The 21606-nt window shown below is 76.7% G+C and carries 19 protein-coding genes and 1 pseudogene; 11 read left to right on the top strand and 9 right to left on the bottom strand.

What is annotated here, in order from left to right:
• Positions 1-149: 149 nt before the first annotated feature.
• The 5 genes from AC1050_RS18735 (at position 150) to AC1050_RS18715 (ending at position 7189) form a co-directional block, all read left to right on the top strand.
• Positions 150-1814, top strand: a complete 1665-nt coding sequence (locus AC1050_RS18735) for an ABC-F family ATP-binding cassette domain-containing protein (RefSeq protein WP_482388918.1) — start codon at positions 150-152, stop codon at positions 1812-1814.
• Between the two features lie 21 nt (positions 1815-1835).
• Entirely contained in the window at positions 1836-2333 is a 498-nt protein-coding gene (locus AC1050_RS18730) for an aminoacyl-tRNA deacylase (protein WP_482388917.1), read from the top strand.
• 164 nt (positions 2334-2497) lie between these two features.
• A complete protein-coding gene (locus AC1050_RS18725; RefSeq protein ID WP_482388916.1) occupies positions 2498-2848 on the top strand; it encodes an STAS domain-containing protein in 351 nt (116 codons plus the stop codon).
• A 76-nt stretch (positions 2849-2924) separates the two neighbouring features.
• Complete coding sequence (locus AC1050_RS18720) at positions 2925-4118, top strand: exonuclease SbcCD subunit D (RefSeq protein WP_482388915.1); 1194 nt, start codon at positions 2925-2927, stop codon at positions 4116-4118.
• A complete protein-coding gene (locus AC1050_RS18715; RefSeq protein ID WP_482388914.1) occupies positions 4118-7189 on the top strand; it encodes an AAA family ATPase in 3072 nt (1023 codons plus the stop codon). Before AC1050_RS18720 ends, AC1050_RS18715 begins: the two co-directional genes overlap by 1 nt.
• Positions 7190-7226: 37 nt before the next feature.
• On the opposite strand, the gene AC1050_RS18710 is transcribed toward AC1050_RS18715, so the two are convergent.
• Positions 7227-7670 carry a hypothetical protein gene (locus tag AC1050_RS18710; protein WP_482388913.1) on the bottom strand — a complete coding sequence of 148 codons (444 nt, stop codon included), beginning with the start codon at positions 7668-7670 and terminating at the stop codon, positions 7227-7229.
• Positions 7671-7864: 194 nt separating this feature from the next.
• On the opposite strand from AC1050_RS18710, the gene AC1050_RS18705 reads away from it, so the two are divergent.
• Positions 7865-8623, top strand: a complete 759-nt coding sequence (locus AC1050_RS18705; RefSeq protein WP_482388912.1) for an ABC transporter ATP-binding protein — start codon at positions 7865-7867, stop codon at positions 8621-8623.
• Positions 8623-11163: an ABC transporter permease gene (locus AC1050_RS18700; RefSeq protein WP_482388911.1), complete on the top strand. Its 2541-nt coding sequence runs from the start codon at positions 8623-8625 to the stop codon at positions 11161-11163. The genes AC1050_RS18705 and AC1050_RS18700 overlap by 1 nt, the downstream gene beginning before the upstream one ends.
• Here AC1050_RS18700 and AC1050_RS18695 read toward each other — a convergent pair.
• Both AC1050_RS18695 and AC1050_RS18690 read right to left on the bottom strand, forming a co-directional pair.
• Complete coding sequence (locus AC1050_RS18695; protein ID WP_482388910.1) at positions 11150-12583, bottom strand: glucose-6-phosphate dehydrogenase; 1434 nt, start codon at positions 12581-12583, stop codon at positions 11150-11152. The genes AC1050_RS18700 and AC1050_RS18695 overlap by 14 nt on opposite strands.
• Before the next feature lie 10 nt (positions 12584-12593).
• Positions 12594-12878: an antitoxin gene (locus AC1050_RS18690; RefSeq protein WP_482388909.1), complete on the bottom strand. Its 285-nt coding sequence runs from the start codon at positions 12876-12878 to the stop codon at positions 12594-12596.
• Positions 12879-13188: 310 nt separating this feature from the next.
• Between AC1050_RS18690 and AC1050_RS18685 the strand changes: the two genes are divergently transcribed.
• Together AC1050_RS18685 and AC1050_RS18680 are read left to right on the top strand one after the other, a co-directional pair.
• A complete protein-coding gene (locus AC1050_RS18685) occupies positions 13189-13896 on the top strand; it encodes an LmeA family phospholipid-binding protein (RefSeq protein ID WP_482388908.1) in 708 nt (235 codons plus the stop codon).
• Positions 13893-14636 carry a M50 family metallopeptidase gene (locus tag AC1050_RS18680; RefSeq protein WP_482388907.1) on the top strand — a complete coding sequence of 248 codons (744 nt, stop codon included), beginning with the start codon at positions 13893-13895 and terminating at the stop codon, positions 14634-14636. Before AC1050_RS18685 ends, AC1050_RS18680 begins: the two co-directional genes overlap by 4 nt.
• A gap of 74 nt (positions 14637-14710) precedes the next feature.
• Here AC1050_RS18680 and AC1050_RS18675 read toward each other — a convergent pair whose 3' ends face one another.
• Positions 14711-15442 carry an HNH endonuclease family protein gene (locus AC1050_RS18675; RefSeq protein WP_482388906.1) on the bottom strand — a complete coding sequence of 244 codons (732 nt, stop codon included), beginning with the start codon at positions 15440-15442 and terminating at the stop codon, positions 14711-14713.
• Positions 15443-15547: 105 nt separating this feature from the next.
• Here AC1050_RS18675 and AC1050_RS18670 point away from each other — a divergent pair, with 105 nt between their 5' ends.
• The gene (locus tag AC1050_RS18670; protein ID WP_482388905.1) at positions 15548-15964 is read left to right on the top strand and encodes a DUF2809 domain-containing protein; all 417 of its coding nucleotides are present in this window, start codon (positions 15548-15550) and stop codon (positions 15962-15964) included.
• Between the two features lie 108 nt (positions 15965-16072).
• Here AC1050_RS18670 and AC1050_RS18665 read toward each other — a convergent pair whose 3' ends face one another.
• Complete coding sequence (locus AC1050_RS18665) at positions 16073-16801, bottom strand: excalibur calcium-binding domain-containing protein (RefSeq protein ID WP_482388904.1); 729 nt, start codon at positions 16799-16801, stop codon at positions 16073-16075.
• Positions 16802-16907: 106 nt separating this feature from the next.
• On the opposite strand from AC1050_RS18665, the gene AC1050_RS18660 reads away from it, so the two are divergent.
• Positions 16908-17801, top strand: coding sequence for a ribonuclease Z (locus AC1050_RS18660; RefSeq protein ID WP_482388903.1), 894 nt, complete (start codon positions 16908-16910; stop codon positions 17799-17801).
• Positions 17802-17831: 30 nt separating this feature from the next.
• Here the strand turns inward: AC1050_RS18660 and AC1050_RS18655 are convergent, their stop codons facing one another.
• From AC1050_RS18655 to AC1050_RS18640, 4 genes and pseudogenes are all read right to left on the bottom strand, one after another.
• Positions 17832-18902, bottom strand: a complete 1071-nt coding sequence (locus tag AC1050_RS18655) for a phosphotransferase enzyme family protein (protein WP_482388902.1) — start codon at positions 18900-18902, stop codon at positions 17832-17834.
• Between the two features lie 177 nt (positions 18903-19079).
• The gene (locus AC1050_RS18650) at positions 19080-20054 is read right to left on the bottom strand and encodes an acetylxylan esterase (protein ID WP_482388901.1); all 975 of its coding nucleotides are present in this window, start codon (positions 20052-20054) and stop codon (positions 19080-19082) included.
• A 24-nt stretch (positions 20055-20078) separates the two neighbouring features.
• A complete protein-coding gene (locus tag AC1050_RS18645; RefSeq protein WP_482388900.1) occupies positions 20079-21392 on the bottom strand; it encodes a family 43 glycosylhydrolase in 1314 nt (437 codons plus the stop codon).
• Positions 21393-21486: 94 nt separating this feature from the next.
• Positions 21487-21591, bottom strand: a pseudogene (locus AC1050_RS18640) (family 43 glycosylhydrolase); the annotation flags it as partial.
• Positions 21592-21606 lie beyond the last annotated feature (15 nt).

Below are 21606 nucleotides of genomic sequence, written 5' to 3'. Positions count from 1 at the left end.
AGCCCGCGAAAATACCCTCGACGCGTCCAGCGCGTGGACCTATCGTCGTCATCATGTGGATCTGAGCCGCCCCGAGTCCTGTCCCGACTCGTGCCGAACCCCGCGCCCACCTGCGGTGCGACCCTCGGCGCTCCCTGGTGGTGATCTGCATGCCGGTACCCGGCACCCCCGCGGACCTGCACGTCCGCACGTCCTCGACCCCCGTCCTGCGCGCGACGGGCGTCTCCCGGCTGTTCGGTGACCGCCGGGTCCTCACCGACGTGACCCTCGCCGTCGACCCCGGGCACCGGCTCGGCGTCGTCGGCGAGAACGGCGCCGGCAAGTCCACCCTGCTGCGGCTGCTCGCGGGGGCCGACGCCCCGGACGCCGGCGAGGTGCGGCGTCCCGACGACCTCGCGCACCTGCACCAGGAGCCGCCCTTCGGCGCCGACGCGACGCTGCACGACGTGGTCGAGGACGCGCTCGCCGCCGTCCGCGCGCTCGCGGCCGGCCTGGAGGAGGCCGCCGCCGCGCTCGCGGCCGAGCACGTCGACCCGGGCGCGGCCGCGCGGTACGACGACGCCCTCGCCCGCGCGCAGGCCGCCGACGTCTGGGACGCCGACGCCCGCGCGCAGCGGGTGCTCGCCGGGCTGGGGCTGGCCGACGTGGACCCCGACCGGCCGAGCGGCACGTTGTCCGGCGGGCAGCGGAGCCGCCTCGCGCTCGCGGCCGTGCTGGTCCGCCGCCCGGGCGCGGTGCTGCTGGACGAGCCCACCAACCACCTGGACGACGCGGCCGCGGAGTTCCTGGCCGGCGCGCTGGTCGACCTGCCGGGCGCCGTCGTGCTCGCGAGCCACGACCGGGTGTTCCTGGACGAGGTGTGCACCGAGATCCTCGACCTGGACCCGGTGCTCGGCGGCCCCCGCGTGGTGGGCGGGCGCTACGCGGACTACCGCGCGGCGCAGCAGGTCGCCCGCCGGCAGTGGGCGGAGCGGTGGGCGGCCGAGCGCGACGAGGTGGCCGCGCTGCGCGTCGCCCTGGCCGGCGGCGGGGCGGCGCGCACCGTCGCGCCCGGGCGGGCCATGACGGACCGGAACACGATGGCCTACGGCCGGGCCGGCGACCGGGTGGAGCAGCAGGTGTCCCGCCGGGTGCGGGACGCGCGCCGCCGCCTGGACGAGCTGGAGGCGGCGCCCGTGCCGCGCCCGCCGCGCGAGCTGCGGTTCCGCGGGACGCTCACGACCGCGGGTCCCCGCGACGGGCTCGCCGTCGCCGTCCGGGGAGCGGAGGTGCCGGGCCGGCTGGTGGTCGACGCGCTCGACGTGCACCCGGAGACCGCGCTGCTCGTCACGGGTCCCAACGGCTCGGGCAAGTCGACGCTGCTGCACCTGCTGGCGGGCGACCTGGCTCCGGCCCGCGGCACCGTGCACCGGGCCCGCGGCGCGCGGGTGGCGCTGCTGGAGCAGGACGTCGGCCTGGCGGACGACGCCCGCACCCCGCGCGCGGTCTACGGGCTGGTGACCGACGGCGTGCCGGACGCGGTGCCGCTGGTCGAGCTGGGGCTGGTCGCGCCGCGGGACGTCGACCGGCCGCTGCGCGAGCTGTCGGTCGGGCAGCGGCGCCGGGTGGTGCTCGCGCTGCTGGTCGCCCAGGCACCCGACGTGCTGCTGCTCGACGAGCCGACCAACCACATCTCGCTCGCGCTCGCGGACGAGCTGGCGGAGGCGCTGCGGTCGGCGCCGGGCGCCGTGGTGGTCGCGTCGCACGACCGGTGGCTCCGGCGGACGTGGCACGGGGAGACGGCGCAGGTGGTGGCGGGCACGCTCGTGTCGTAGCGCCCTCGTAGGGTGGCGGGCATGACGACCACGCAGGGCGAGGGCGAGCAGCGCGCGGCGCAGGCGCTCGCGGACGCGGGCATCCCGCACACGATCACCCGGCACGGCCGCGTCGGCTCCCTGGCCGAGGCCGCGGCGGCCCGCGGCGTCGAGCCGTCCGGGATCGTCAAGACGCTGGTGGTCCGGCGCGGGGAGGACGACTACCTGTTCGTGCTCGTGCCCGGGGACCGCACGATCTCCTGGCCCAAGCTGCGCACGCTGCTCGGCGTGAGCCGGATGTCCATGCCCGACGCCGCGACGGCCCGGGACGTCACCGGGTACGAGCGCGGCACCATCACGCCGTTCGGCTCGCTCCGGGCGTGGCCCGTGGTCGCGGACGAGCGGGTCCCGGGCCGGCCCGCGTCCATCGGCGGGGGCGGCCACGGGGTCGGCGCGACGGTGGACGGCGACGACCTGGTGCGGGTGCTGGACGCGACCGTGGCGGACGTCACCGACCCCCTGCCGGACGGACAGGCCTGAGCCGGCGCCGGGGAACGAACCCCGGCGCCGTCGCGTTGTCCCTGATGAGCACGACGGTGGCCGCCGCGGTGGCCACCGGCACCCCGCCGGCCCTCCCGGGTGCGCGGCGGACGCCGACGGTCCATGATCGGTCGGCCCCACGACCAGCGAGCAGACGAGGACCGATGGACCCGATCGAGAACGCCGCGACCCCCGCCGGGGAGATCGGGGTGACCTCCGAGGACGGCCGCACCGTGGTCCGGCTCCGGGGCGAGGTGGACGCGGCGCTGCGCGCGGAGGCGAGCCTGTCGATGGCGGAGGCGCTCGCGAGCACCGCGCCGATCGTGGTGGACACGGCCGGCGTGACGTTCATCGACTCCTCCGGCCTGGCCTTCGTCCTGCAGCTGCACCTGGCCGCCTCGGAGACCGGGCAGGCCCTCACGCTGCGCGACCCGGAGCGCGAGGTGCTGTCCAAGCTGGAGATGCTCGGGATGGCCGGCGAGTTCGACCTGGAGCCGTCGCCGGCCGTCGCCTGACCGCGCCACGCCGGTCGTCCACAGGCGACGTCGAGGTGGTCGGGGGATGTCGGTCCCGGCGGCTACCGTCGTCCGCATGCGGCTCCTGCACACGTCCGACTGGCACCTGGGCCGCACCCTGCACGGCGTGGACCTGACGTCGCACCAGCAGGCGTTCCTGGACCACCTGGTCGAGGTGGTCCAGGAGGAGCGGGTCGACGCGGTGCTGGTCGCCGGCGACGTGTACGACCGGGCGATCCCCCCGGTCGAGTCGGTCGCGATGCTCTCCGAGACCCTGCGCCGCCTGGCCGAGCACACCGTCGTGGTCCTCACGCCCGGCAACCACGACTCCGCCGTCCGGCTCGGGTTCGGCGCCGACCTCCTGCAGGACCGCGTGCGGGTGCTGGCCCGGACCGCCGACGTCGGCCGGCCCGTGCTGCTGCCGTCGGGCGACGGCGACGTGCTGGTCTACGGCCTGCCGTACCTCGACCCCGACGCGGCACGCCACGCGCTCGCCGGCCCCGACGGCGACGGGCCGCTCGCCCGCTCGCACGCCGCGGTGCTCGGTGCCGCGATGGACCGGGTCCGCACGGACCTCGCCGACCGCACCGCCGTGGCGGCCGGCGCGGGCCGGTCCGCGCCGCGCTCCGTGGTGCTGGCGCACGCGTTCGTGGTCGGCGGCGCCGCGAGCGAGTCCGAGCGCGACATCCGCGTCGGCGGCGTGGACCACGCGCCGGCGGCGGTGTTCGACGGCGTCGACTACGTCGCGCTGGGCCACCTGCACGGCCCGCAGCGGGTGGGCGCCGAGGACGGCCCGACGGTGCTGCGGTACTCCGGGTCGCCGCTGGCCTACTCGTTCTCCGAGGCGCGGCAGGCCAAGTCCACGACGCTCGTGGAGCTGGGCGCGTCCGGCCCTCCGGCGGTGCGCTTGCTGCCCGCGCCGGTGCCGCGCCGGTTGACCGACCTGACCGGCCCGCTGGACGAGCTGCTCGGCGCGACCGGGGAGCCGCACGTCGAGGACTGGGTGCGCGTCACGGTGACGGACGCGCACCGGCCGGCCGACCTGTACCGCCGGGTACGGGGCCGGTTCCCGCACGCGCTCGTCGTGCAGCACCAGCCGCCCGTGCGGGAGGCCGGGCCGCGCGCCGCCGAGGTCACGGCCGCCCGGGACCCGCTCGAGGTCGCCGCGGAGTTCGTCGAGCACGTCAGCGGGGCACGACCGACCGACACGGAGGCCGCCGTGCTGCGGCGCGCCTACGAGGACGCCGCGCAGGCGGAGCGGAGCGCCTGATGCGGCTGCACACCCTGACCATCCAGGCCGTCGGCCCGTTCGCCGGGACGCACACGGTCGACTTCGCCGCGCTGTCGGCCGGCGGGCTGTTCCTGCTCGAGGGTCCGACCGGTGCCGGCAAGTCGACGGTGATCGACGCGGTCGTGTTCGCGCTCTACGGCAAGGTCGCGTCCGCCGCGGCCAGCGAGGACCGGCTGCGCTCCGCGTTCGCCGCCGACGACACCGAGACCGTGGTGGACCTGGTGTTCGAGACCGGGTCCGGGGTCTACCGGGTGCGGCGGACGCCGGCCTACGAGCGCGCGAAGCGCCGGGGCGTGGGCCGGGCCAAGCAGCAGGCGACCGTGAAGCTGTGGCGGCTGACCGCCGTGCCCGAGGGGCTGCCGGCGGGCGACGAGCCCGCGGGCGAGCTGCTGTCGACCCGGCTGGACGAGGCCGGTGCCGAGCTGACGCGCGTGGTCGGGCTGGACCGCGCGCAGTTCGTGCAGACGATGGTGCTGCCGCAGGGGGAGTTCGCGGCGTTCCTGCGCGCCGACCCCGAGCAGCGCCGCGGCCTGCTGCAGCGGATCTTCGGCACCGAGGTCTACGAGCGCGTGCAGCAGCGGCTCGACGAGCTGCGGCGCGAGGCGCAGCGGGCCGTGGCCGACGCACGGGCCGAGGTGCAGGAGTGCACCGCGCGGTTCGCCGGTGCGGCGGCGGCGGACGCCGACGCCGTGGCGGAGCTGCGCGCCGCCGCGACCGAGGACGTCACCGCGCTCGGGCCGCTGGTCGCCGACCGGCTCGCCGCGCTGCGGGCGCAGGCCGACGAGGCGCGGGACGGCGCCGCCCGGGCCGCGGCCCGCGTGCACGCGGCGCGGGCGGCGGCGGACGGCGCCGGGGCGCGGCTGACGCTGGTGCGCCGGCGCGTGCAGCTGGAGGCGGAGCGGGCGCGGCTCGCGGAGGGCGCGGACCAGCACGCCGCCGACCTGGCGCGGGTCGAGCGCGCCCGCCGGGCCGCGGTGGTGCGCCCCGTGCTGCGCGGCCTGGACGACGCGCGGGCGGCCTTCGCGGGTGCCGAGAAGGAGCTCCGCGCCGCGCTGGACGCCGCCCCCGCCGGCCTGGCGCCGGCGGACGTCGACGCGGCGCTGGCGGACCCGGGGCTGCCCGCGGCGCTGTCCGCCGCCCGGGACACGAGCACGGCGCTCGTGGCCACCCTGACGCGGCTGGTCGCGCTCGAGCGCACGCTGCCCGGACGGGAGCGGGACCGGGACCGGCTGCGCGAGGTGCAGGTGACCCGGGCGCGCACCATGGCCGAGGCCGACGACCTGCTCGCGGTGCGGCCGGAGGGCCGGGCCGCGCTGGTCCGGGTGCTGGACGAGGCGTCGGAGGCCGCCGCCACGGGCCCGGCCCGCGCCCGCGACCTGGCCGACGCCGAGGCGGTGCTGGCCGCGGTCCGCGACCTGGCCGACGCCGAGTCCGCGCTGGCCGCCGCGGAGGCGGCCCGGTCCGCCGCCGCCCGGGCGGCCCGTGCCGCGGTGCAGGAGGAGGCGCGGCTGCGGACCGCCCGGCTGGACGGCTTCGCCGGAGAGCTCGCCGCCGCGCTGGTCGACGGCGAGCCGTGCCCGGTCTGCGGCGGCACGGAGCACCCGCAGCCGGCCCCGCTGCACGCGGACCACGTCCGCGAGGAGGACGTGGCCGCCGCGGAGCAGCGCCGGCGCGCGGCGGAGGACGCGGTGCAGGAGGCGGACGCCCGCGTGGTGGGCCGCGCGGAGCGCTGTGCCGCGCTGCGCGAGCGCACCGGCGGGCTGCGTGCCGACCAGGCCGACGTCGCGCTCGCGGCCGTCGACGCCTGCCGCACGGCCCTGGCCGAGGCGCAGGCCGCCGAGCGGACGCGCGAGCGCACCCGCACCGAGATCGCGGAGCACGACCGCGCGACCGAGGACCTGCGGTTCACCCGTGCGGCGATCGGCGACGAGCACACCGCCGCGGGGCACGCGCTGGCGCGCGCGGAGGAGGACCTGGCCCGCGACCGCGCGGAGGTGGCGTCCGCCCGCGAGGGGCACCCCACGGTGCTCGCGCGGCAGGGCGCCGAGCAGGCGCGCGTGGACGCCGCGGGCGCGGTGCTGGACGCCCTGGACCGCCGGACCGCTGCCGGCCGGTCCGTGGCCGACCGGACCGCCGAGCTCGCCGCCGTGCTGGCGGAGCAGCAGGTCGACGACGAGGACGCCGCCCGCGCCGCGATCGCCGAGGCGGAGGGCGTCGCGGCCGTCGAACGCGCGGTCGACGCCTACCGGACCGCGGTCGCCCGGGTCGAGCAGGGGCTGCGCGACCCGGAGCTGGCCGACCTGGCGGCCGGGGACCCGGTGGCCCTGGCCGCCGAGGTGGCGGAGCTGGACGAGGAGCTGACCGCGGCCGTCGCCGACGCCGACGCCGCGGGTGCGGTGCTGGGCTCGGTCCGCGACCGCGCGGCACGTGCGGTCGAGGCCGCCGAGCACGTGACGACCGCGGCCCGCGCGCTGACCGCGGCGGAGGCCGGGGCCGCGCCGGTGAGCCGGATGGCGCGGCTGGCGGGGGGCGCCGACGCCGACAACGCCCGGGCCCTGTCGCTGGCCACGTACGTGCTGGTCCGCCGGTTCGAGGACGTCGTCGCCGCGGCCAACGACCGGCTCGGCGAGATGTCCGACGGCCGGTACCGGCTGGAGCGCAGCGACGAGCGGGAGGACGTGCGCAGCCGCCGCACCGGCCTCGCGATGCGGGTCGTGGACCACACCACGGGGTCCGCCCGCGACCCCCGCACCCTGTCCGGCGGGGAGACGTTCTACGTGTCGCTGTGCCTGGCGCTCGGCATGGCCGACGTGGTCACGGCGGAGGCGGGCGGCGTGGAGCTCGGCACGCTGTTCATCGACGAGGGCTTCGGCACCCTGGACCCGCACACGCTGGACGCGGTGCTCGGCGAGCTCGGCCGGCTGCGCGCCGGCGGCCGGGTGGTCGGCGTCGTGTCGCACGTCGAGGCGCTCAAGCAGGCGGTGGCGGAGCGGATCGAGGTCCGGCGGCGCGGCGACGGGTCGAGCACGCTCACCGTCGTCGCGGGCTGACCCGGGCCGGCGAGGCCGGCAGGGTCGACGGGGCGCCTCACCAGGTCCAGCCGCGCGCGGCGAGCTCGACCTCCTCGCGCATCCGCTCCCACGGGTCGCCCTTGGGCCGCGGGAGCACCTCCACCTCGGCCAGGCGGCAGGCGTCGGCGAGCAGCGCGTCGTACGCGAGCTGGCTGGCGATGATCCGCTCGGCACGCGCCCAGGCGTGCGGGTCGGCCTCCAGCCGCTGCAGGTGCTGCGCGACGATCCCGAGCCGCATCTGCACGTGCAGGGCGTCGAACGGGTCCGGCGGCGGCCGGCGCCGGCCGTGCCGGACGCGCGCCGCGATCCGGTCCAGCACGGCGGCCGCGCGGGCGCGTCGCCGGTCCCGGGCCGCACGCCGCCGCGGCGACAGCTCCGCCCCCGCCCCGGGGATCAGCCGGAGGACGACGGCGAAGGTGAGCGCCGGGAGCGTCAACCACAGCAGCAGGGACCACACCATCGGAGCACCTCGTGCACCACACTAGGTGTCCGGTGTGACCCACGCCACACCTCGCAGGACGAACGTCCTCAGGGTTCCCGACCGCGCGGACCCGGGGGCCGCTCAGGGGCCGGCCAGGGTACTCACCGATGCCCCTGGGTGCTGCGGCCACGGGACGATCGACGGGTTCGACTCGGACTGACGGGATGGGGAGCATGACCACCAACGACGCGACGCCGATCGCGAGTGCACGCGGTCTGGTCAAGACGTACGGCACGGGTGAGACGGCGGTGCGGGCGCTCGCCGGCGTCGACGTGGACTTCGGGCGCGGCGAGCTGACGGCCATCATGGGCCCGTCCGGCTCGGGCAAGTCGACGCTCATGCACTGCATGGCCGGGCTGGACCGGTCCGACGCGGGCACGGTGGTCGTGGACGGCGTCCAGGTCAGCGGCATGTCCGAGCGGCACCTGACCCGGTTGCGGCGGGACCGGCTGGGCTTCGTGTTCCAGGCGTTCAACCTGGTGCCGACGCTGACCGCGCTGGAGAACATCACGCTGCCGCTCGACATCGCGCGCCGCCCGGTCGACCGCGACCACCTCGACGCCGTCGTGCAGGCCGTCGGGCTGGCCGACCGGCTCGGGCACAAGCCGACCGAGCTGTCCGGCGGTCAGCAGCAGCGCGTCGCCTGCGCCCGCGCGCTGGTGTCCCGGCCCTCCGTGGTGTTCGCCGACGAGCCGACCGGCAACCTGGACTCGACGTCGTCGGGCGAGGTGCTGGGCTTCCTGCGCCGATCGGTGGACGAGCTCGGCCAGTCCGTCGTCATGGTCACGCACGACCCGACCGCGGCCTCGTACGCGCACCGCGTGCTCTTCCTCGCCGACGGCTCCCTGGTCGGCGAGCTGACGGACCCCACCCCCGAGACGGTGCTCGCGGCGCTCGCCGCCCTGCGCCCCGCACCCGCCGCGGTCGTCTGATGGGCCGGGTGGCGCTGCGCGGGATCCGCGCGCACCTGGTCCGGTTCGTGCTGTCGCTGCTGGCGGTCGCGCTGGGCGTGGCCTTCGTCGCCGGCACGTTCTCGCTGCGCACCATGATGTCCAGCACGTTCGACGGCATCGTCGACGCCGGCACCCCCGGCGACGCGTACGTGCGTGCCGAGCCGGTCGAGGGCGCGTCCGCGGTGGAGGGGTCCGTGCCGGCTCCCGCGGTGCCGATGGACCTGGTGGACGACATCGCCGCGCTCGACGGCGTCGACGCGGCGGTCCCGGAGGCGTCCGGGTCGATCGTGCTGGTCGGCGCCGACGGCACCGCCGTGCAGAGCACCCAGGCGCCGAGCCTCGTGTTCGCCTACGTCGAGGGCGACCCGTCGCTCGAGGTGGTCGAGGGCCGCGGCCCGGAGCGCGCCGGGGAGATCGCGCTGGAGACGGCGACGCTCGCGTCGTCCGGGCTCGAGGTCGGCAGCACGACGCAGGTCGTGCTGGGTGGCCAGATCACCGACGCGGAGGTCGTGGGCCGGTTCGACATGGGTGCCCCGATGGCCGGCGCGACCCTGGTCGTCGTGGACCCGGGAACGGGCTTCGCGCTGTTCGCCCCCGGCGACCTGCTCGCCGACATCGCCGTGTACGCGGCGGACGGGACCAGCCCGCAGGAGCTGGTGACCGCGCTGCAGCCGCTGGTGCCGGGCGACCTCCAGGTCGTGACCGGCCAGGAGCTCCGGGACGAGAACAAGGCCGCGATCAGCGAGATGCTCGGGTTCATCACCACGTTCCTGCTCGTGTTCGCGGCGATCGCGCTGTTCGTCGGCGCGTTCATCATCTCCAACACGTTCGCGATGTCCGTCCGGCAGCGGATGCGGGAGTTCGCCCTGCTGCGGGCCGTCGGTGCCTCGCCGGCGCAGGTCTTCACGTCGATCCTGGTGCAGGCCGCGGTGGTCGGGCTGATCGGCTCGGCCCTCGGGATCGCCGGCGGGCTCGCCCTGGTGCAGGGCCTGAAGGCCGTGTTCGAGCAGATGGGCATGGACCTGGCGGGTGACATCCCCGTCGACGGGGCGACGATCGGCATCTCGCTGCTGGTGGGCACCGTGGTCAGCGTGCTGGCCGCGGCCGTGCCCGCCCGGCGTGCGGCCCTGGTGCCGCCCGTCGAGGCGATGCGCGACGAGGTGACCGTGCCCGAGCGCTCGATGCGCGTGCGCGCCGTGGTCGGCGCCCTGGTGACCGGCCTCGGCGCGGCGGCCGTGCTCGCCGCGGTGCTCAACACCGGCGAGGACACGATGGACGCCGCGCTCGGTGCCGGTGCGGCGGCCGTCCTGGTCGGCGTGCTGATGCTCGCGCCCAGCCTGGCGCGGGCCACGATCGGCGTGCTGGCCTGGCCGTTCGTCCGGCTGATCCGGCCCGTCGGGCGGCTGGCCCGCGGCAACGTGGTCCGCAACCCGCGGCGTACGGCGAACACCGCCGGCGCCCTGATGATCGGCATGGCCCTGGTCGGCGGCGTCTCCGTGATCGCGGTCTCGGCGCAGGCCTCCGTGGCCGGCGTGGTCGAGTCCCAGCTGCACACCGACCTGGTGCTGCAGTCCGCGACCTTCGACATCCCGAAGGGGGCGATCGCCGACGTCGAGGCCCTGCCCGAGGTCGGCGGCGCGGCGTCGTTCGCCTTCGCCTCGCTGGAGGTGTCCGCCGACGGCGAGAGCGCCGGCGTCCCGTTCGTGGCGGGCGTCCGGGACGACCTGTTCGGCAGCACGATCGAGGCCGAGACGATCGACGGCGACCTGGCCTCGCTGGCGGACGGCCGCGCGGCGGTGCAGGAGGGCATGGCCGACGCCGAGGGCTGGGCGGTCGGCGACACGATCCGGCTCGCGTCGGCGACGGGTCCGCAAGACCTCGAGATCGGCGCCGTGTTCACCACGAACGTCATCGGCGCACCGGTGGTCGTGTCCACCGAGGTGCTGGACGGCCTGGTGCCGCCGGAGCAGCAGCAGGTCGACACCCTCGCGGTGGACGCCGCGGCCGGGGTCGGCGTGGCCGAGCTGCAGGACGCGGTCGCCGCGGCGGTGGCGCCGTACGTGGTCGTCTCCGTGCTCACCGCCGACGAGTTCGTGTCCAACCTCGCCGACCAGGTCAACCAGGTGCTCGTGATCCTCTACGCGCTGCTGGGCCTGTCCGTCGTGATCGCGGTGCTCGGCATCGTCAACACGCTGGCGCTGTCGGTGATCGAGCGGACCCGCGAGATCGGCCTGCTGCGGGCCGTCGGCCTGGGCCGGCTGCAGCTCGCCGGCACCGTGACGGTCGAGTCGGTGCTGACCGCGGTGTTCGGCACCGTCGTGGGGCTGGCCGTCGGGGTCGCCCTCGCCGCGGCTCTGCCGTCGGTGTACGCCGACGACGGCCTGTCCGAGCTGGTGGTCCCCTGGGGGAACCTGGCCGGGATGCTCGGGCTGGCCGTCGTCGTCGGGGTGCTGGCCGCGCTGTGGCCCGCGACCCGCGCCGCGCGGATGAAGGTGCTGGACGCCGTCAGCTACGAGTGAGGACCCACCCGTCCGGGCCGGCGAGGTCGTCGGCCCGGGCGGGGCCCCACGATCCCGGCTCGTACGGCTCCGGGTCTGGCCGGTCCGGGCCGAGCAGCGGCGCGAAGGCGGTGAACGCGGCGCGCAGGCCGTCGGGGGTGGTGAACAGCGTCCGGTCGCCGACCAGCACGTCGTGCAGCAACGACGCGTACGGCGCCAGCGGGTCACCGGGGGCGACGTCGTCCAGCGCCAGCGACGCGGTCCCGGTCGCCAGCCGCAGGTCCGGCCCCGGCTGCTTGACCGTGGTGGTGATGTCGATCCCGCCGTCCCCGGCCAGCGAGATGCTGATCCGGCCCGGGCCGGCCGGCTCGCCGAACACCTCGTCCGGCGTGCGCAGCACCAGCGTCACGCGCTGGGCCGACGCCGCCATCCGCTTGCCGGTCCGCAGCAGGAAAGGCACGCCTCGCCAGCGGTCGTTGTCGATCCAGAGCCGCGCGGCCACGAAGGTGTCCGTCGAGGAGTCGTCCGCGATGCCCTCCAGCTCCCGGTAGCCCTCGAACTGCCCGAGCACCACGTCCTGCCGCGGGTCCAGCGGCCGGAAGCTGGTGATCACGTGCTCGCGGGCGCTCGCGAGGTGCGCGGCGTCCATCCGGGCCGGCGGCTCCATCGCGACCTCGGCGGCCACCTGGAACAGGTGCGTCACCAGCATGTCGAGCGCGGCGCCGGTCTCGTCGTAGAAGTCGGCGCGGTCGGCGACGTCCAGGGTCTCCGGCACGTCGACCTGGACCTGGGCCACGTGCTCGCGGCTCCACACGCCGCCGAACAGCTCGTTGCCGAACCGCAGCACGTGCAGGTTCTGGGTCGCCTCCTTGCCGAGGAAGTGGTCGATCCGGAACACCTGGTCCTCGTCGAGCACCTCGTGCACCAGGGCGTCGAGCTCCTCGAACGACTCCGGCGACGTCCCGTACGGCTTCTCGTAGACGACCCGGACGCCGTCGACCAGGTCGTGGGCCCGCAGGGCGCGGGTGGTCGGCGCGAAGGCCGACGGCGGCACGGCCAGGTAGTGCACGACCGTCACGTCGCCGCCGTCCCCGCCCAGCTCCCGGGTCGCGTCGTGGATCGCGTCCACCAGCTCTCCGGGCTCGTCCTCGCTGAACGTGGACGCGTACCGGACGTGGCCGTCCAGGGCGTCCGCGTGCTCGGGGTCGCCGTGCTCGCGGAGCGCGTCCCGCACCAGGTCCGTGTACTCGTCGTCCGGCACCTCGCGGCGGCCGGTGCCGATGACGAGCCAGCGCTCGGGCAGCAGGCCGCCCGCGGCGAGCTGCGCGAGGCCGGGGTAGACCATCCGCTGCGCGAGGTCGCCGCGACCGCCGTGCAGGACGATCAGCACGGGCTGCTCGGGGGTGGTGGGGGGCTCGGTCGTGGTGGTGCTGTCGGTCACGCGGTGCCTCTCAGAGTGCCGGCGGGTCGGTGCGTTCGGTGCGTCCGGTGCGTTCGGGGTTCCGGACGGGGTCCGGCGTGGCGGGGTCGCCCCCTGCGCCGGGTCGGCCGGAGCCCCGCTTCTGCTGCTCCAGGAACTCCCGCGCCCGGTCCGTGGCCTGGTCGATCTTCTGGTCGGTCGAGTCGGAGGTGCGCCCCTTGGCGGCACCCGCGGCCTTGTCGATCGCGCCCGCGATCGTGTCCTCGTGGCCCGCGACGGCGCGCTTGGCCTTGTCGACGAAGTCCCCGATGCCCATGCGCCCGCTCCTGCCGCCTCGGTGGCCGTGTCCCGACCTCGAGTCAACGTCCCCCCGCAGACCCCCGCAACCGGGAGTCCCTGTCCGGCCCGGACCCCGCCCGCTCACCGCCCGGCCCCCGCCCGCCGAGGTAGGGCGTCCGCGCCGAGGTAGGGCCTCCCGTGGCCCTATCTCGACGCCCGCGCCCGATCTCGGCACGTCCGCCGTCATCCCCGGCAGGCGCGGGCGGTGTGCGGGGTGCTGGTGGAGGAGTTGCGTGCGGTGCGCCGACCTCCCGCGGGGCGGCCGTCGCGCCTCGTACCCTCGGGGCGTGACCCGCACCCGCTCCCCCCGCCGCCGCGCCGGCTGCCTCGTCGGACTGTCGGTGGCGGTGGTGCTGCTGGTCGGCGGCACGCTGCTCGCCGACCGCGCCGGCCACAGCATCGCGGAGGACGTCGCCGCCGACGCCGCCCGGTCCCGGCTCGACGCCGCCGACCTCGACGTCGCCATCGAGGGCTTCCCGTTCCTCACGCAGCTGGCCCGCGGCACCCTCGACGACGTCCGGCTGCAGGCCTCGTCCGCGACGCTGCAGGGCCTCGCCGTGACCGACCTCGACGTGACGGCCACGGGCGTGGCGGTCCGCGAGCCGCGCGGCGCCGAGCACGTCGTCGCCACCGGGACCGTGCCCACCGCCGCCCTGCAGACGCTGCTGCGGGAGCGCACCGGCTGGGACCTGACGCTGACGGTGGAGGGCGAGACCCTGGTGGCGGGCGGCTCCGTGGCGGGTGTGCCGGTCGGGGTGGCGCTCGCGGTGGCGCCGGCGGGTGCCGACGGGCTGACCGCCACGGTCACGAGCGCGTCGCTCGCCGGGCTGACCGTCGACGCCGGGGTGCTGCCGGACGCCCTCGCGTCCCGGCTCACGGAGGTCGACGTCACCGACCAGCTGCCGGCCGGGGCGCGCGTCACCGGCGCGGTGGTGCAGGCCGACGGGCTGCACCTGACCGCCGAGCTCGACGACGTCGCCCTCGACGCCCTGTGAACGGGTTCCTCGACACGGTGCGCGTCCTGCCCGGGGAGATCTGGGACCGCGCCACGACCGCGCAGCCCGTCCCCGGGCAGGCCGTCGTGCTGGGCACGCTCGCCGCCGCGCTGCTCTGCCTCGTGGTCCCCGTGCTCTGGCACCTGTCCCGGCACGCGCTGACGATCGTGCACGAGGGGGCGCACGGCCTGGTCGCCGTGCTCTCCGGCCGCCGCCTGTCCGGCATCCGGGTGCACTCGGACACGTCCGGGCTGACGGTGTCCGTCGGCAAGCCGCGCGGCCCCGGCATGGTCGCGACCGCGTTCGCCGGCTACGTCGGGCCGTCGGTCCTCGGTCTCGGGGCGGCGTGGCTGCTCGGGCAGGGGTACGCCGTCGGGCTGCTGTGGGCGCTGGTCCTCGCGCTCGCGCTGCTGCTCGTGCAGATCCGGAACTGGTACGGGCTCTGGGCGGTGCTGGTCACCGGCGTGGTGCTGGTCGGCGTCACGTGGTGGGGCAGCCCCGAGGTGCAGGTCGCCGCGGCGTACGCCGTCACCTGGTACCTGCTGCTCGGGGCGCCGCGGGCGGTGCTGGAGATGCAGTCGCAGCGGCGCCGGGCCCGCGGACGGGGGACGTCGGACGCGGACATGCTCGGCCGGCTCACGCCGCTGCCGGGCGGGTTCTGGGTGCTGGCGTTCCTGGTGGTGTGCGGCGGGGGGCTCGTGCTCGGCGCGTCATGGATCCTGCAGCGGCCGCTGCTCTGACGCCAGAGCCCGCATGAGACGTCCGGCTTCGTGACCTCTCAGGTGAACACCGACGATCGCGGGGGCGCCTCCTCTCAGTCCCCGACCGTGCAGCCGTCGAGCTGGCGGTCCATCGCGTCGTGCTCCGCCTGGGTCACCCACAGCCCGTAGGCGGCCTTCACCCGCACCTGCCGCACGACGTACGCGCAGCGGTACCCGGTGCTCGGCGGCAGCCACGTCGCGGCGTCGCCGTCGCCCTTCGCGCCGTTGGCGGGTCCGTCGACGGCGAGCAGGTTCGCCGGGTCGTTGGCGAACTGCCGGCGCGTCTCGGCGTCCCACTGCTGGGCGCCCTTCTGCCACGCGTCGGACAGCGCGATGACGTGGTCGATCTGGACGCGCGCGCTCTCCGGCCCGCGGACGAAGTCGATGACGGTGTCCGTGTACGGGTCGTCCAGCGTCCCGGTCAGGACGACGCACTCGTGGGTGCCGGCCTCGTAGGTCACGTCCGTCAGGTCGCGGGCGAGGACGTCGTTGCGGGTGTCGCAGCCGTTCCTGTCGACGTCCGCCCAGGCCGGGCCGAACTCCTCCCGGTCGTACCCGGTCTTCGGTGCGCGGCCCTTCACCGCCAGACCGGCGAGCTCGTCCCGGGCGCGGTCGAGGTCCGCCGACGTGACGGGGAACCGGGCCGACTCCTGCGCCTCGGACCAGACCGGCAGCCCGGCGCCGAGCGCCACGGCGACGACGAGGACCAGCCACACCCAGCCGAGGTGCCGCCCCCGTCGGTCGCGTGCGGTCGGTCGGCGGCGGGGACGGGTGGTGCGACTCACCGGGGAACCGTCGCACACGGGACCGACACGACACCTCCTCCCGGCGCGGCCCCGCGCGCCGTCCCAGCAGGTCGTGGCGGACCTACCGTCGTCCCGGGAGGTGCGATGACCACGAGGGACCCGGAGCAGCGGCGGCCGTGGCGTGCGACGGCGCTCGCGGGCGGGCTCGTCATCACGGCGGGGCTCGCGACCGCCCGGTACGGCTCGGGACCGGTCGGCGACGCCCTCGGGGACGCCCTGTACGCCGTGCTGGTGCTGCTGCTCGTCGCCCTGTCCGTGCCACGGGCGTCCCGTCCCGTCCAGGCCGCGGTCGCGCTGGCCCTCTGCTGGGCCGTCGAGCTCGCCCAGGCCACCGGCGGACCCGCAGCGGCCGTCGCCGCACTCCCGCCGCTGCGGTACCTGCTCGGCACCACGTTCGTCGCGACCGACCTGCTCTGGTACGCGATCGGCGTGCTGGTCGCCTCGTCCGTCACGGTGCTCGCCTCCCGGTGGTCCGGCGCGCGGTGCGCCGTTCCCGCCTGAGGGTGCCCCGTCAGATCCGGCCCCGCCCACCCGTGACGGACCGCCTGTGGACGACGCAGGGCAAGACGACCTGTGGAGCACCCGGTCCCCGGTCCGGCACCGCAGTCGCTACTCGCAACCCACCCCGTCCCCGTCACGGTCCAGAGCAGACCGGTAGCCCGGATCGCCCGAGCGGACCGGGGCGGCACCCGCGGCGCGGGCGGCGTCGCAGTTGGCGTAGTACACCGCGCCACCGCCGCTGGAGGACGAGCCTGTCGACGTCGTGCCCGAGGCGGCCGGCGCGCTGACCGCCGCCGCTGCCTCACGTGCCGCGACCTCGGCCTCTCGCGTGGCCAGGCCTGCGGCTGTCCCGTCCAGCTCACCGCTGCGCTGATCGAGCTGCGCCTGGAGGGCGGCCAGCTCATCGGCACGCGTGCTCTGGTCCTCCTCGGTGACCTGCTGCTCCTCCTCGGCGGCGCTCACGGCGCCCTCCCGCGCGACCAGCTCCGCCTCCTGGTCGTCGAGAGCCGTGGCCCTGTCCGTCAGGGACTCGTCGAGGTCGGCGAGCCTCTCCTGCTCCGTCGCGGCGGCGGCGCGGTCCTCCGACGCTGTTCCGTTCGCGACGCCGGCGCCCAGGACCAGCCCGACCACCAGTCCCGCCGCGACCAGGAGAGCGGTGCGCCGGCGACTGCGGGGAGTGCGGGGCGCGGCAGCACCGGGGCCGTCGTCGTCGTCGACCCACAGCTGCCAGCCGTCAGGAGCGGGCGGCCAGGAGGGGTCAGGGCGCCAGTCGGGGCCCGGCGACCAGCCGTCCGGGGCCGCGGGCCACTCGGGCGGCGGGTTGAAGGTCTGTGCCATCGAGGTCCCCTGACTCGAGCGCACCTGCGCGCTCGTCCCCGTCGTCATCGGCAGGGCGGGTTGCCGAGATGAGCAGTCAGCGGGTCCGGGACGCCACACTGGCCAGGTGGTCCGCCAGCTCGTCGTCCTCGGGACGGCCTCCCAGGTCCCCACCCGCACGCGCAGCCAGAACGGCTACCTGCTCCGCTGGGACGACCAGGGCCTCCTGCTCGACCCCGGCGAGGGCACGCAGCGCCAGATGCTGCTGGCCGGCGTCGCGTCGTCCTCGATCACCCGGATCTGCCTGACCCACGTGCACGGCGACCACTGCTACGGCCTGCCGGGCGTGCTGTCCCGGATGGTGCTGGACGGGGTGCAGCACCCCGTGCACCTGCACTACCCGGCCGAGGGCGAGGCCGTCGTGCGGGCCCTCGTCGGCCTGGCGACGCCGGGTCTGGACCTGCGGCTGCACCCGCACGCGGCCGCGGGCGAGGTGGCGGACGGGCTGACGGTCGAGCCGCTGCGGCACCGCATCGCCGCCTTCGGGTACCGCCTGACGGAGCCGGACGGCCGCACGCTGCTGCCGGACCGGCTCGCCGCGGCCGGGATCAGCGGTCCCGCCGTCGGCGAGCTGCAGCGGACGGGGCGCCTCGGCGACGTGCGGCTGGAGGACGTCAGCGTGCCGCGGCGCGGGCAGCGGGTGGCCGTGGTGATGGACACCGCGCCGTGCGCCGGGGCCGAGGCGCTCGCGGACGACGTCGACCTGCTCCTGGCGGAGTGCACCTTCGCGGACGAGGACGCGGAGCTGGCCGAGCAGTACCGGCACCTGACGGCGGGGCAGGCCGGCGCGCTGGCCGCGTCCGGGGGCGCCCGGCTGCTGGTGCTGAGCCACTTCTCCGGCAGGTACACGGACCTCGAGCCGCTCGGCGCCCAGGCCCGGGCGACGGCCGGCGGAGCGCGGGTGCACGTCGCCCGCGACCTGGACCGGGTCGACCTGCGCCGGCGGCGCGCGACCGCCTGACCTACCGGCCGAGCACCCGGCGCCCCCGGCTCAGTGCAGGAGCCAGGCGGGGGAGCGCAGGTACCGCTCCGCCACCAGCACGGTGCCCGCGGGCTGCTCGGCGCGCAGGGCACCCGACGGACCGCCGCGCGGGTCCCCGACGGTGCGGCCGAGCAGCTGCAGGCGCCGGAGCATCGACAGGGCGCACGCGGTCCGCGCGTCGTGGGCGGTGAGCGGGCGGACCTCCTGGTAGCCGGCGGCCCAGGCCTGGGCGCGCTCGGGGGCGTCGGGCAGGTGCTCGACGTACGACAGGTGCGCGGCGAGGTCCAGGACGAACCAGGAGAACCCCGAGTCGTCGAAGTCGATGACGGTGAGGTCGTCGCCGTCCACCAGCAGGTTGCCGGGCCGCAGGTCCGCGTGCACCAGTCCCCAGGCGTCGGGTGCGCGGGAGGCGTCGTGCAGGGCGTCCAGCGCGGCGGACCGTGCGCGGCCGAGCAGCGCCAGGTCCGCGGCCGGCAGGCACGCGGCCTCCCACGGGCCCCAGCGGCTGTCGGGCCCGACCAGGTCGGCCGGCTCCCACGTCGGCCGCACGAAGTCCCGCGGCCGGTGGTAGGCCAGGGCGTGCTCGTGCAGCAGCGCCGCCGTCGTCCCCACCCGCCGGTGCCACCCGCTCGCGTCGGGGAGCGTCGGCAGCACGTCGTCGAGGTCGACGCCCGGCACGTACTGCCAGGTCAGGCAGACCCAGTGCCGGTCCTCGTCGTCGGCGACCATCGCGACGGCCTCGCCGTCGACCGGTGCGACGGTGCGCGGGACCCGCACGGTGCCGGACCGCGCCAGGTCGGCCATCCAGGCGACCTCGGACTCCACCGCCGCGGTGTCGTCCATGTACGCGGGCGGTGCCACCCGCGTCGCCGCCACGGTGCGGCCGTCGACCGAGACCCGGAACGTCGCGTTGTGCGACAGCGCCAGCAGCTCGACCGCCGTGCGATCCGGCTCCCACCCCCAGGCGGCGCAGAGCGCGGCGTGCAGCCACCGGGGGGCCGGGTCACCGGCGTGCAGGCGGCCGAAGGGCGGGTCGGGTTCCGCGAGCCCCGTGCTCCCGAGCGTGTCGTCGGTCGTCATGCCCACCTGCCCCCGGGTGTCTCGCGTCGTCGCGGGGCCTCGGCGGGCCCGAGCCGAGTCTCCGCAGGCCGCGGCCCCGCCCACAAGCAGGCCCGTGCGGAATTCACGCAGGTGTCACGCGGTCCGGGCGGCGGTGACGCGGCGGAAACACGCCGTTCCCCGGCCCGTCCTCCGGGACTACGCGGCGTCGGGTGCGCCGAGGGTCCGCGTGACGAAGGCGATCGCCTCCGCGTGCTCGTCCGGCCCGCCGGACTCGTGCCCGTTCCAGCGCCAGGTCCGCAGCTCCTTGGGCCCGGCCCAGGCGTGGTGGGCCGCGACCACCGTCGACGGCGGGACGACGGTGTCCATCAGCGCCACCGTGAACCGGGCGGGCACCGTGCCGCGGCGCGCGAACGCGACGCCGTCGACGTAGGACAGGGTGCGCAGCACCTGCTCCTCCCGGTCCCGGTGCACGGCGAGGTACGCGGCGACCTCCCGGAACGGGTGGCTGTCGGTGATCCGGACGGCCCGGGCGATGTCGCAGAGGAACGGCACGTCGGCCACCACGGCCGACACGTCGGCGAGCGCGCCGGCCGCCAGGGCCAGGGCACCGCCCTGGCTGCCCCCGACGACGGCGACCCGCGCCGGGTCGACCCCCGGCAGCGTCCGGCCGGCGTCGACCGCCCGCACCGCGTCGGTGACCAGGCGCGGGTAGTAGGCGGTGGCGGGGCTCTCGATCCCGCGGGTCATGACGCCCGGCTGCTGCGGGCCGGTGCCCCACGGGTCGGGGGTGTGGCCCACGCTCCACCCCGCGCCCTGGCCGCGGGTGTCCATCAGCAGGTGGGCGAACCCGGCGGACGCCCAGCCGAGGTTGTCCAGCACGTGCCCGCGGCCGCCGCCGTAGCCGACGTACTGCACGACCAGCGGCAGGTCCCCGGTGACGCCCGCGGGCCGGCGGTACCAGGCCCGGACCGGGTCGCCGCGGTAGCCGGGGAACGTCACGTCGGCGGTCTCCAGCGTCCGCAACGGCGTGCCGACGGGCAGCACCTCGACCGGGCCCTCGCAGGCGCGCGACGTCGCGAGCTCCTCCTGCCAGAACGCGTCGAAGTCCGCCGGGTCGACCAGGCTGCTGCGGTAGGCCCAGAGCTCGGGCTCGGGCAGGTCGACGTGCACGGTGTCCTCCGGGTGCGGCGGCGGTCAGCGGGGCAGGTACTCGAGCTCGGCGAGCCGCACGCGCGAGGTCGTGGGCCGGCCGTGGCTGGTGCCGTGCACCCCGAGCCACAGGCCCAGGAAACCGCCGGTCGCGACGGAGTCGAGCGTGCGCAGGTCCACGCACCCGACGGGCGTCGCGGGCTCGCCGGCCGCCCCGGCCAGCAGCTCCACGTCGACCCCGCGGACCCGGGCGGTCAGGACGAGCGGCCGTGCCGGGTCCCCGGTCAGGACCGCCTCGCCGAGCACGGCGTCCACCCCGGCGCGGCGGTGCACGACGCGCACCTGCCAGCCGTCCGTGTCGGCGGTGTCGGACGCGGGGGTGACGGCGAGGCGCGCGTGGTCGTCCTCGGACTGCCGCAGCAGCAGGCCGCACTCCTCCCCGGGCGCCAGGTGCGGGCGCACGGTGGCGTGCACGTCCGCGTCCCGGTGCTGCAGGCGGACGCCGAGGAACGCGAGGGCCTCCGGCTCGGTGGGCGCGACGGGGCGCAGCGGCAGGTCCCAGGCGTCGCCGTCCAGGGTGGCGACCTCGGTGGGCAGCGCGCGGACGGCGCCCCAGCGGGGGTCGCCGGGCGGGACGACGCCGGACGTGCGGCCCTGCACCACGCCAGGGCGCCAGGGCCCCGCGGCGGGCACCTCGACCTCGGCGGGGACGCGGCCGGCGCCCGGGGCGAACACGGGCCAGCCGTCCTCCCAGGTCACGGGGACGAGGAACGTCTCGCGCCCCAGCGGGTAGTGGTAGCCGCCGTACGGCCGCATGCCCAGGGCCACGGCCCACCACGTCCCGTCGACGGCCTCGACCAGGTCGGCGTGCCCCACGCCGACGACGTCGCTGCCGCGGCCCAGGTGGCGGTGCGTGAGCACCGGGTTGCCGCGGTTGCCGATGTACGGCCCGGTGACGCGGTCGGCGCGCGCGACGCTGACGGCGTGGTGGAACTCCGTGCCGCCCTCGGCCGCCACCAGGTAGTAGGCGCCGTCGACCCGGTACAGGTGCGGTCCCTCCGCCCAGACCACGTCGTGCAGCGCACCGGTCCAGATCACGTGCTCCGGGCCGACCAGCGTCGTGGTCGCGAGGTCCAGCTCCCGCACCCACACCTCGGTCTGGTCGTGCCACCGCGGTTCGCGCGCGAGCCGGGTCCCGTGCACCCAGGCACGGCCGTCGTCGTCGAAGAAGATCGACGGGTCGATGCCGTCGGCGTCCAACCACACCGGGTCGGACCACGGCCCCGCGGCGTCGGTCGCGGTCATGAGGAAGTTGCCGCCGCGCGCGGGGTCGTCGCGGTCCACCAGGGTGCAGATCACCCAGAACGTCCCGTCGTGGTGCCGGATGGTCGGGCGCGTACAGGCCGCCCGAGGACCCGATGCCCCCGTAGTCGAGCTGCCCGGGCCGGTGCACCACGTGCCCGACCACCTCCCACGACACCAGGTCGCGGCTGTGCAGCACCGGCAGCCCGGGCAGGTACTCGAAGGTCGAGGTCACCAGGTAGTAGTCCTCGCCCACCCGGCAGACCGACGG

The organism is Cellulomonas sp. NEAU-ZC6, assembly GCF_056844425.1.
Note: the sequence above shows the minus strand (reverse complement) of the source record. Positions and strands in the feature narration are given on the sequence as shown.

Bases quoted from the DNA above. Each gene is read 5' to 3' on its own strand.
- AC1050_RS18735 (WP_482388918.1), top strand. From the start codon at position 150: ATGCCGGTACCCGGCACCCCCGCGGACCTGCACGTCCGCACGTCCTCG.
- AC1050_RS18730 (WP_482388917.1), top strand. From the start codon at position 1,836: ATGACGACCACGCAGGGCGAGGGCGAGCAGCGCGCGGCGCAGGCGCTC.
- AC1050_RS18725 (WP_482388916.1), top strand. From the start codon at position 2,498: ATGGACCCGATCGAGAACGCCGCGACCCCCGCCGGGGAGATCGGGGTG.
- AC1050_RS18720 (WP_482388915.1), top strand. From the start codon at position 2,925: ATGCGGCTCCTGCACACGTCCGACTGGCACCTGGGCCGCACCCTGCAC.
- AC1050_RS18715 (WP_482388914.1), top strand. From the start codon at position 4,118: ATGCGGCTGCACACCCTGACCATCCAGGCCGTCGGCCCGTTCGCCGGG.
- AC1050_RS18710 (WP_482388913.1), bottom strand. From the start codon at position 7,670: ATGGTGTGGTCCCTGCTGCTGTGGTTGACGCTCCCGGCGCTCACCTTC.
- AC1050_RS18705 (WP_482388912.1), top strand. From the start codon at position 7,865: ATGACCACCAACGACGCGACGCCGATCGCGAGTGCACGCGGTCTGGTC.
- AC1050_RS18700 (WP_482388911.1), top strand. From the start codon at position 8,623: ATGGGCCGGGTGGCGCTGCGCGGGATCCGCGCGCACCTGGTCCGGTTC.
- AC1050_RS18690 (WP_482388909.1), bottom strand. From the start codon at position 12,878: ATGGGCATCGGGGACTTCGTCGACAAGGCCAAGCGCGCCGTCGCGGGC.
- AC1050_RS18670 (WP_482388905.1), top strand. From the start codon at position 15,548: ATGACCACGAGGGACCCGGAGCAGCGGCGGCCGTGGCGTGCGACGGCG.
- AC1050_RS18665 (WP_482388904.1), bottom strand. From the start codon at position 16,801: ATGGCACAGACCTTCAACCCGCCGCCCGAGTGGCCCGCGGCCCCGGAC.
- AC1050_RS18655 (WP_482388902.1), bottom strand. From the start codon at position 18,902: ATGACGACCGACGACACGCTCGGGAGCACGGGGCTCGCGGAACCCGAC.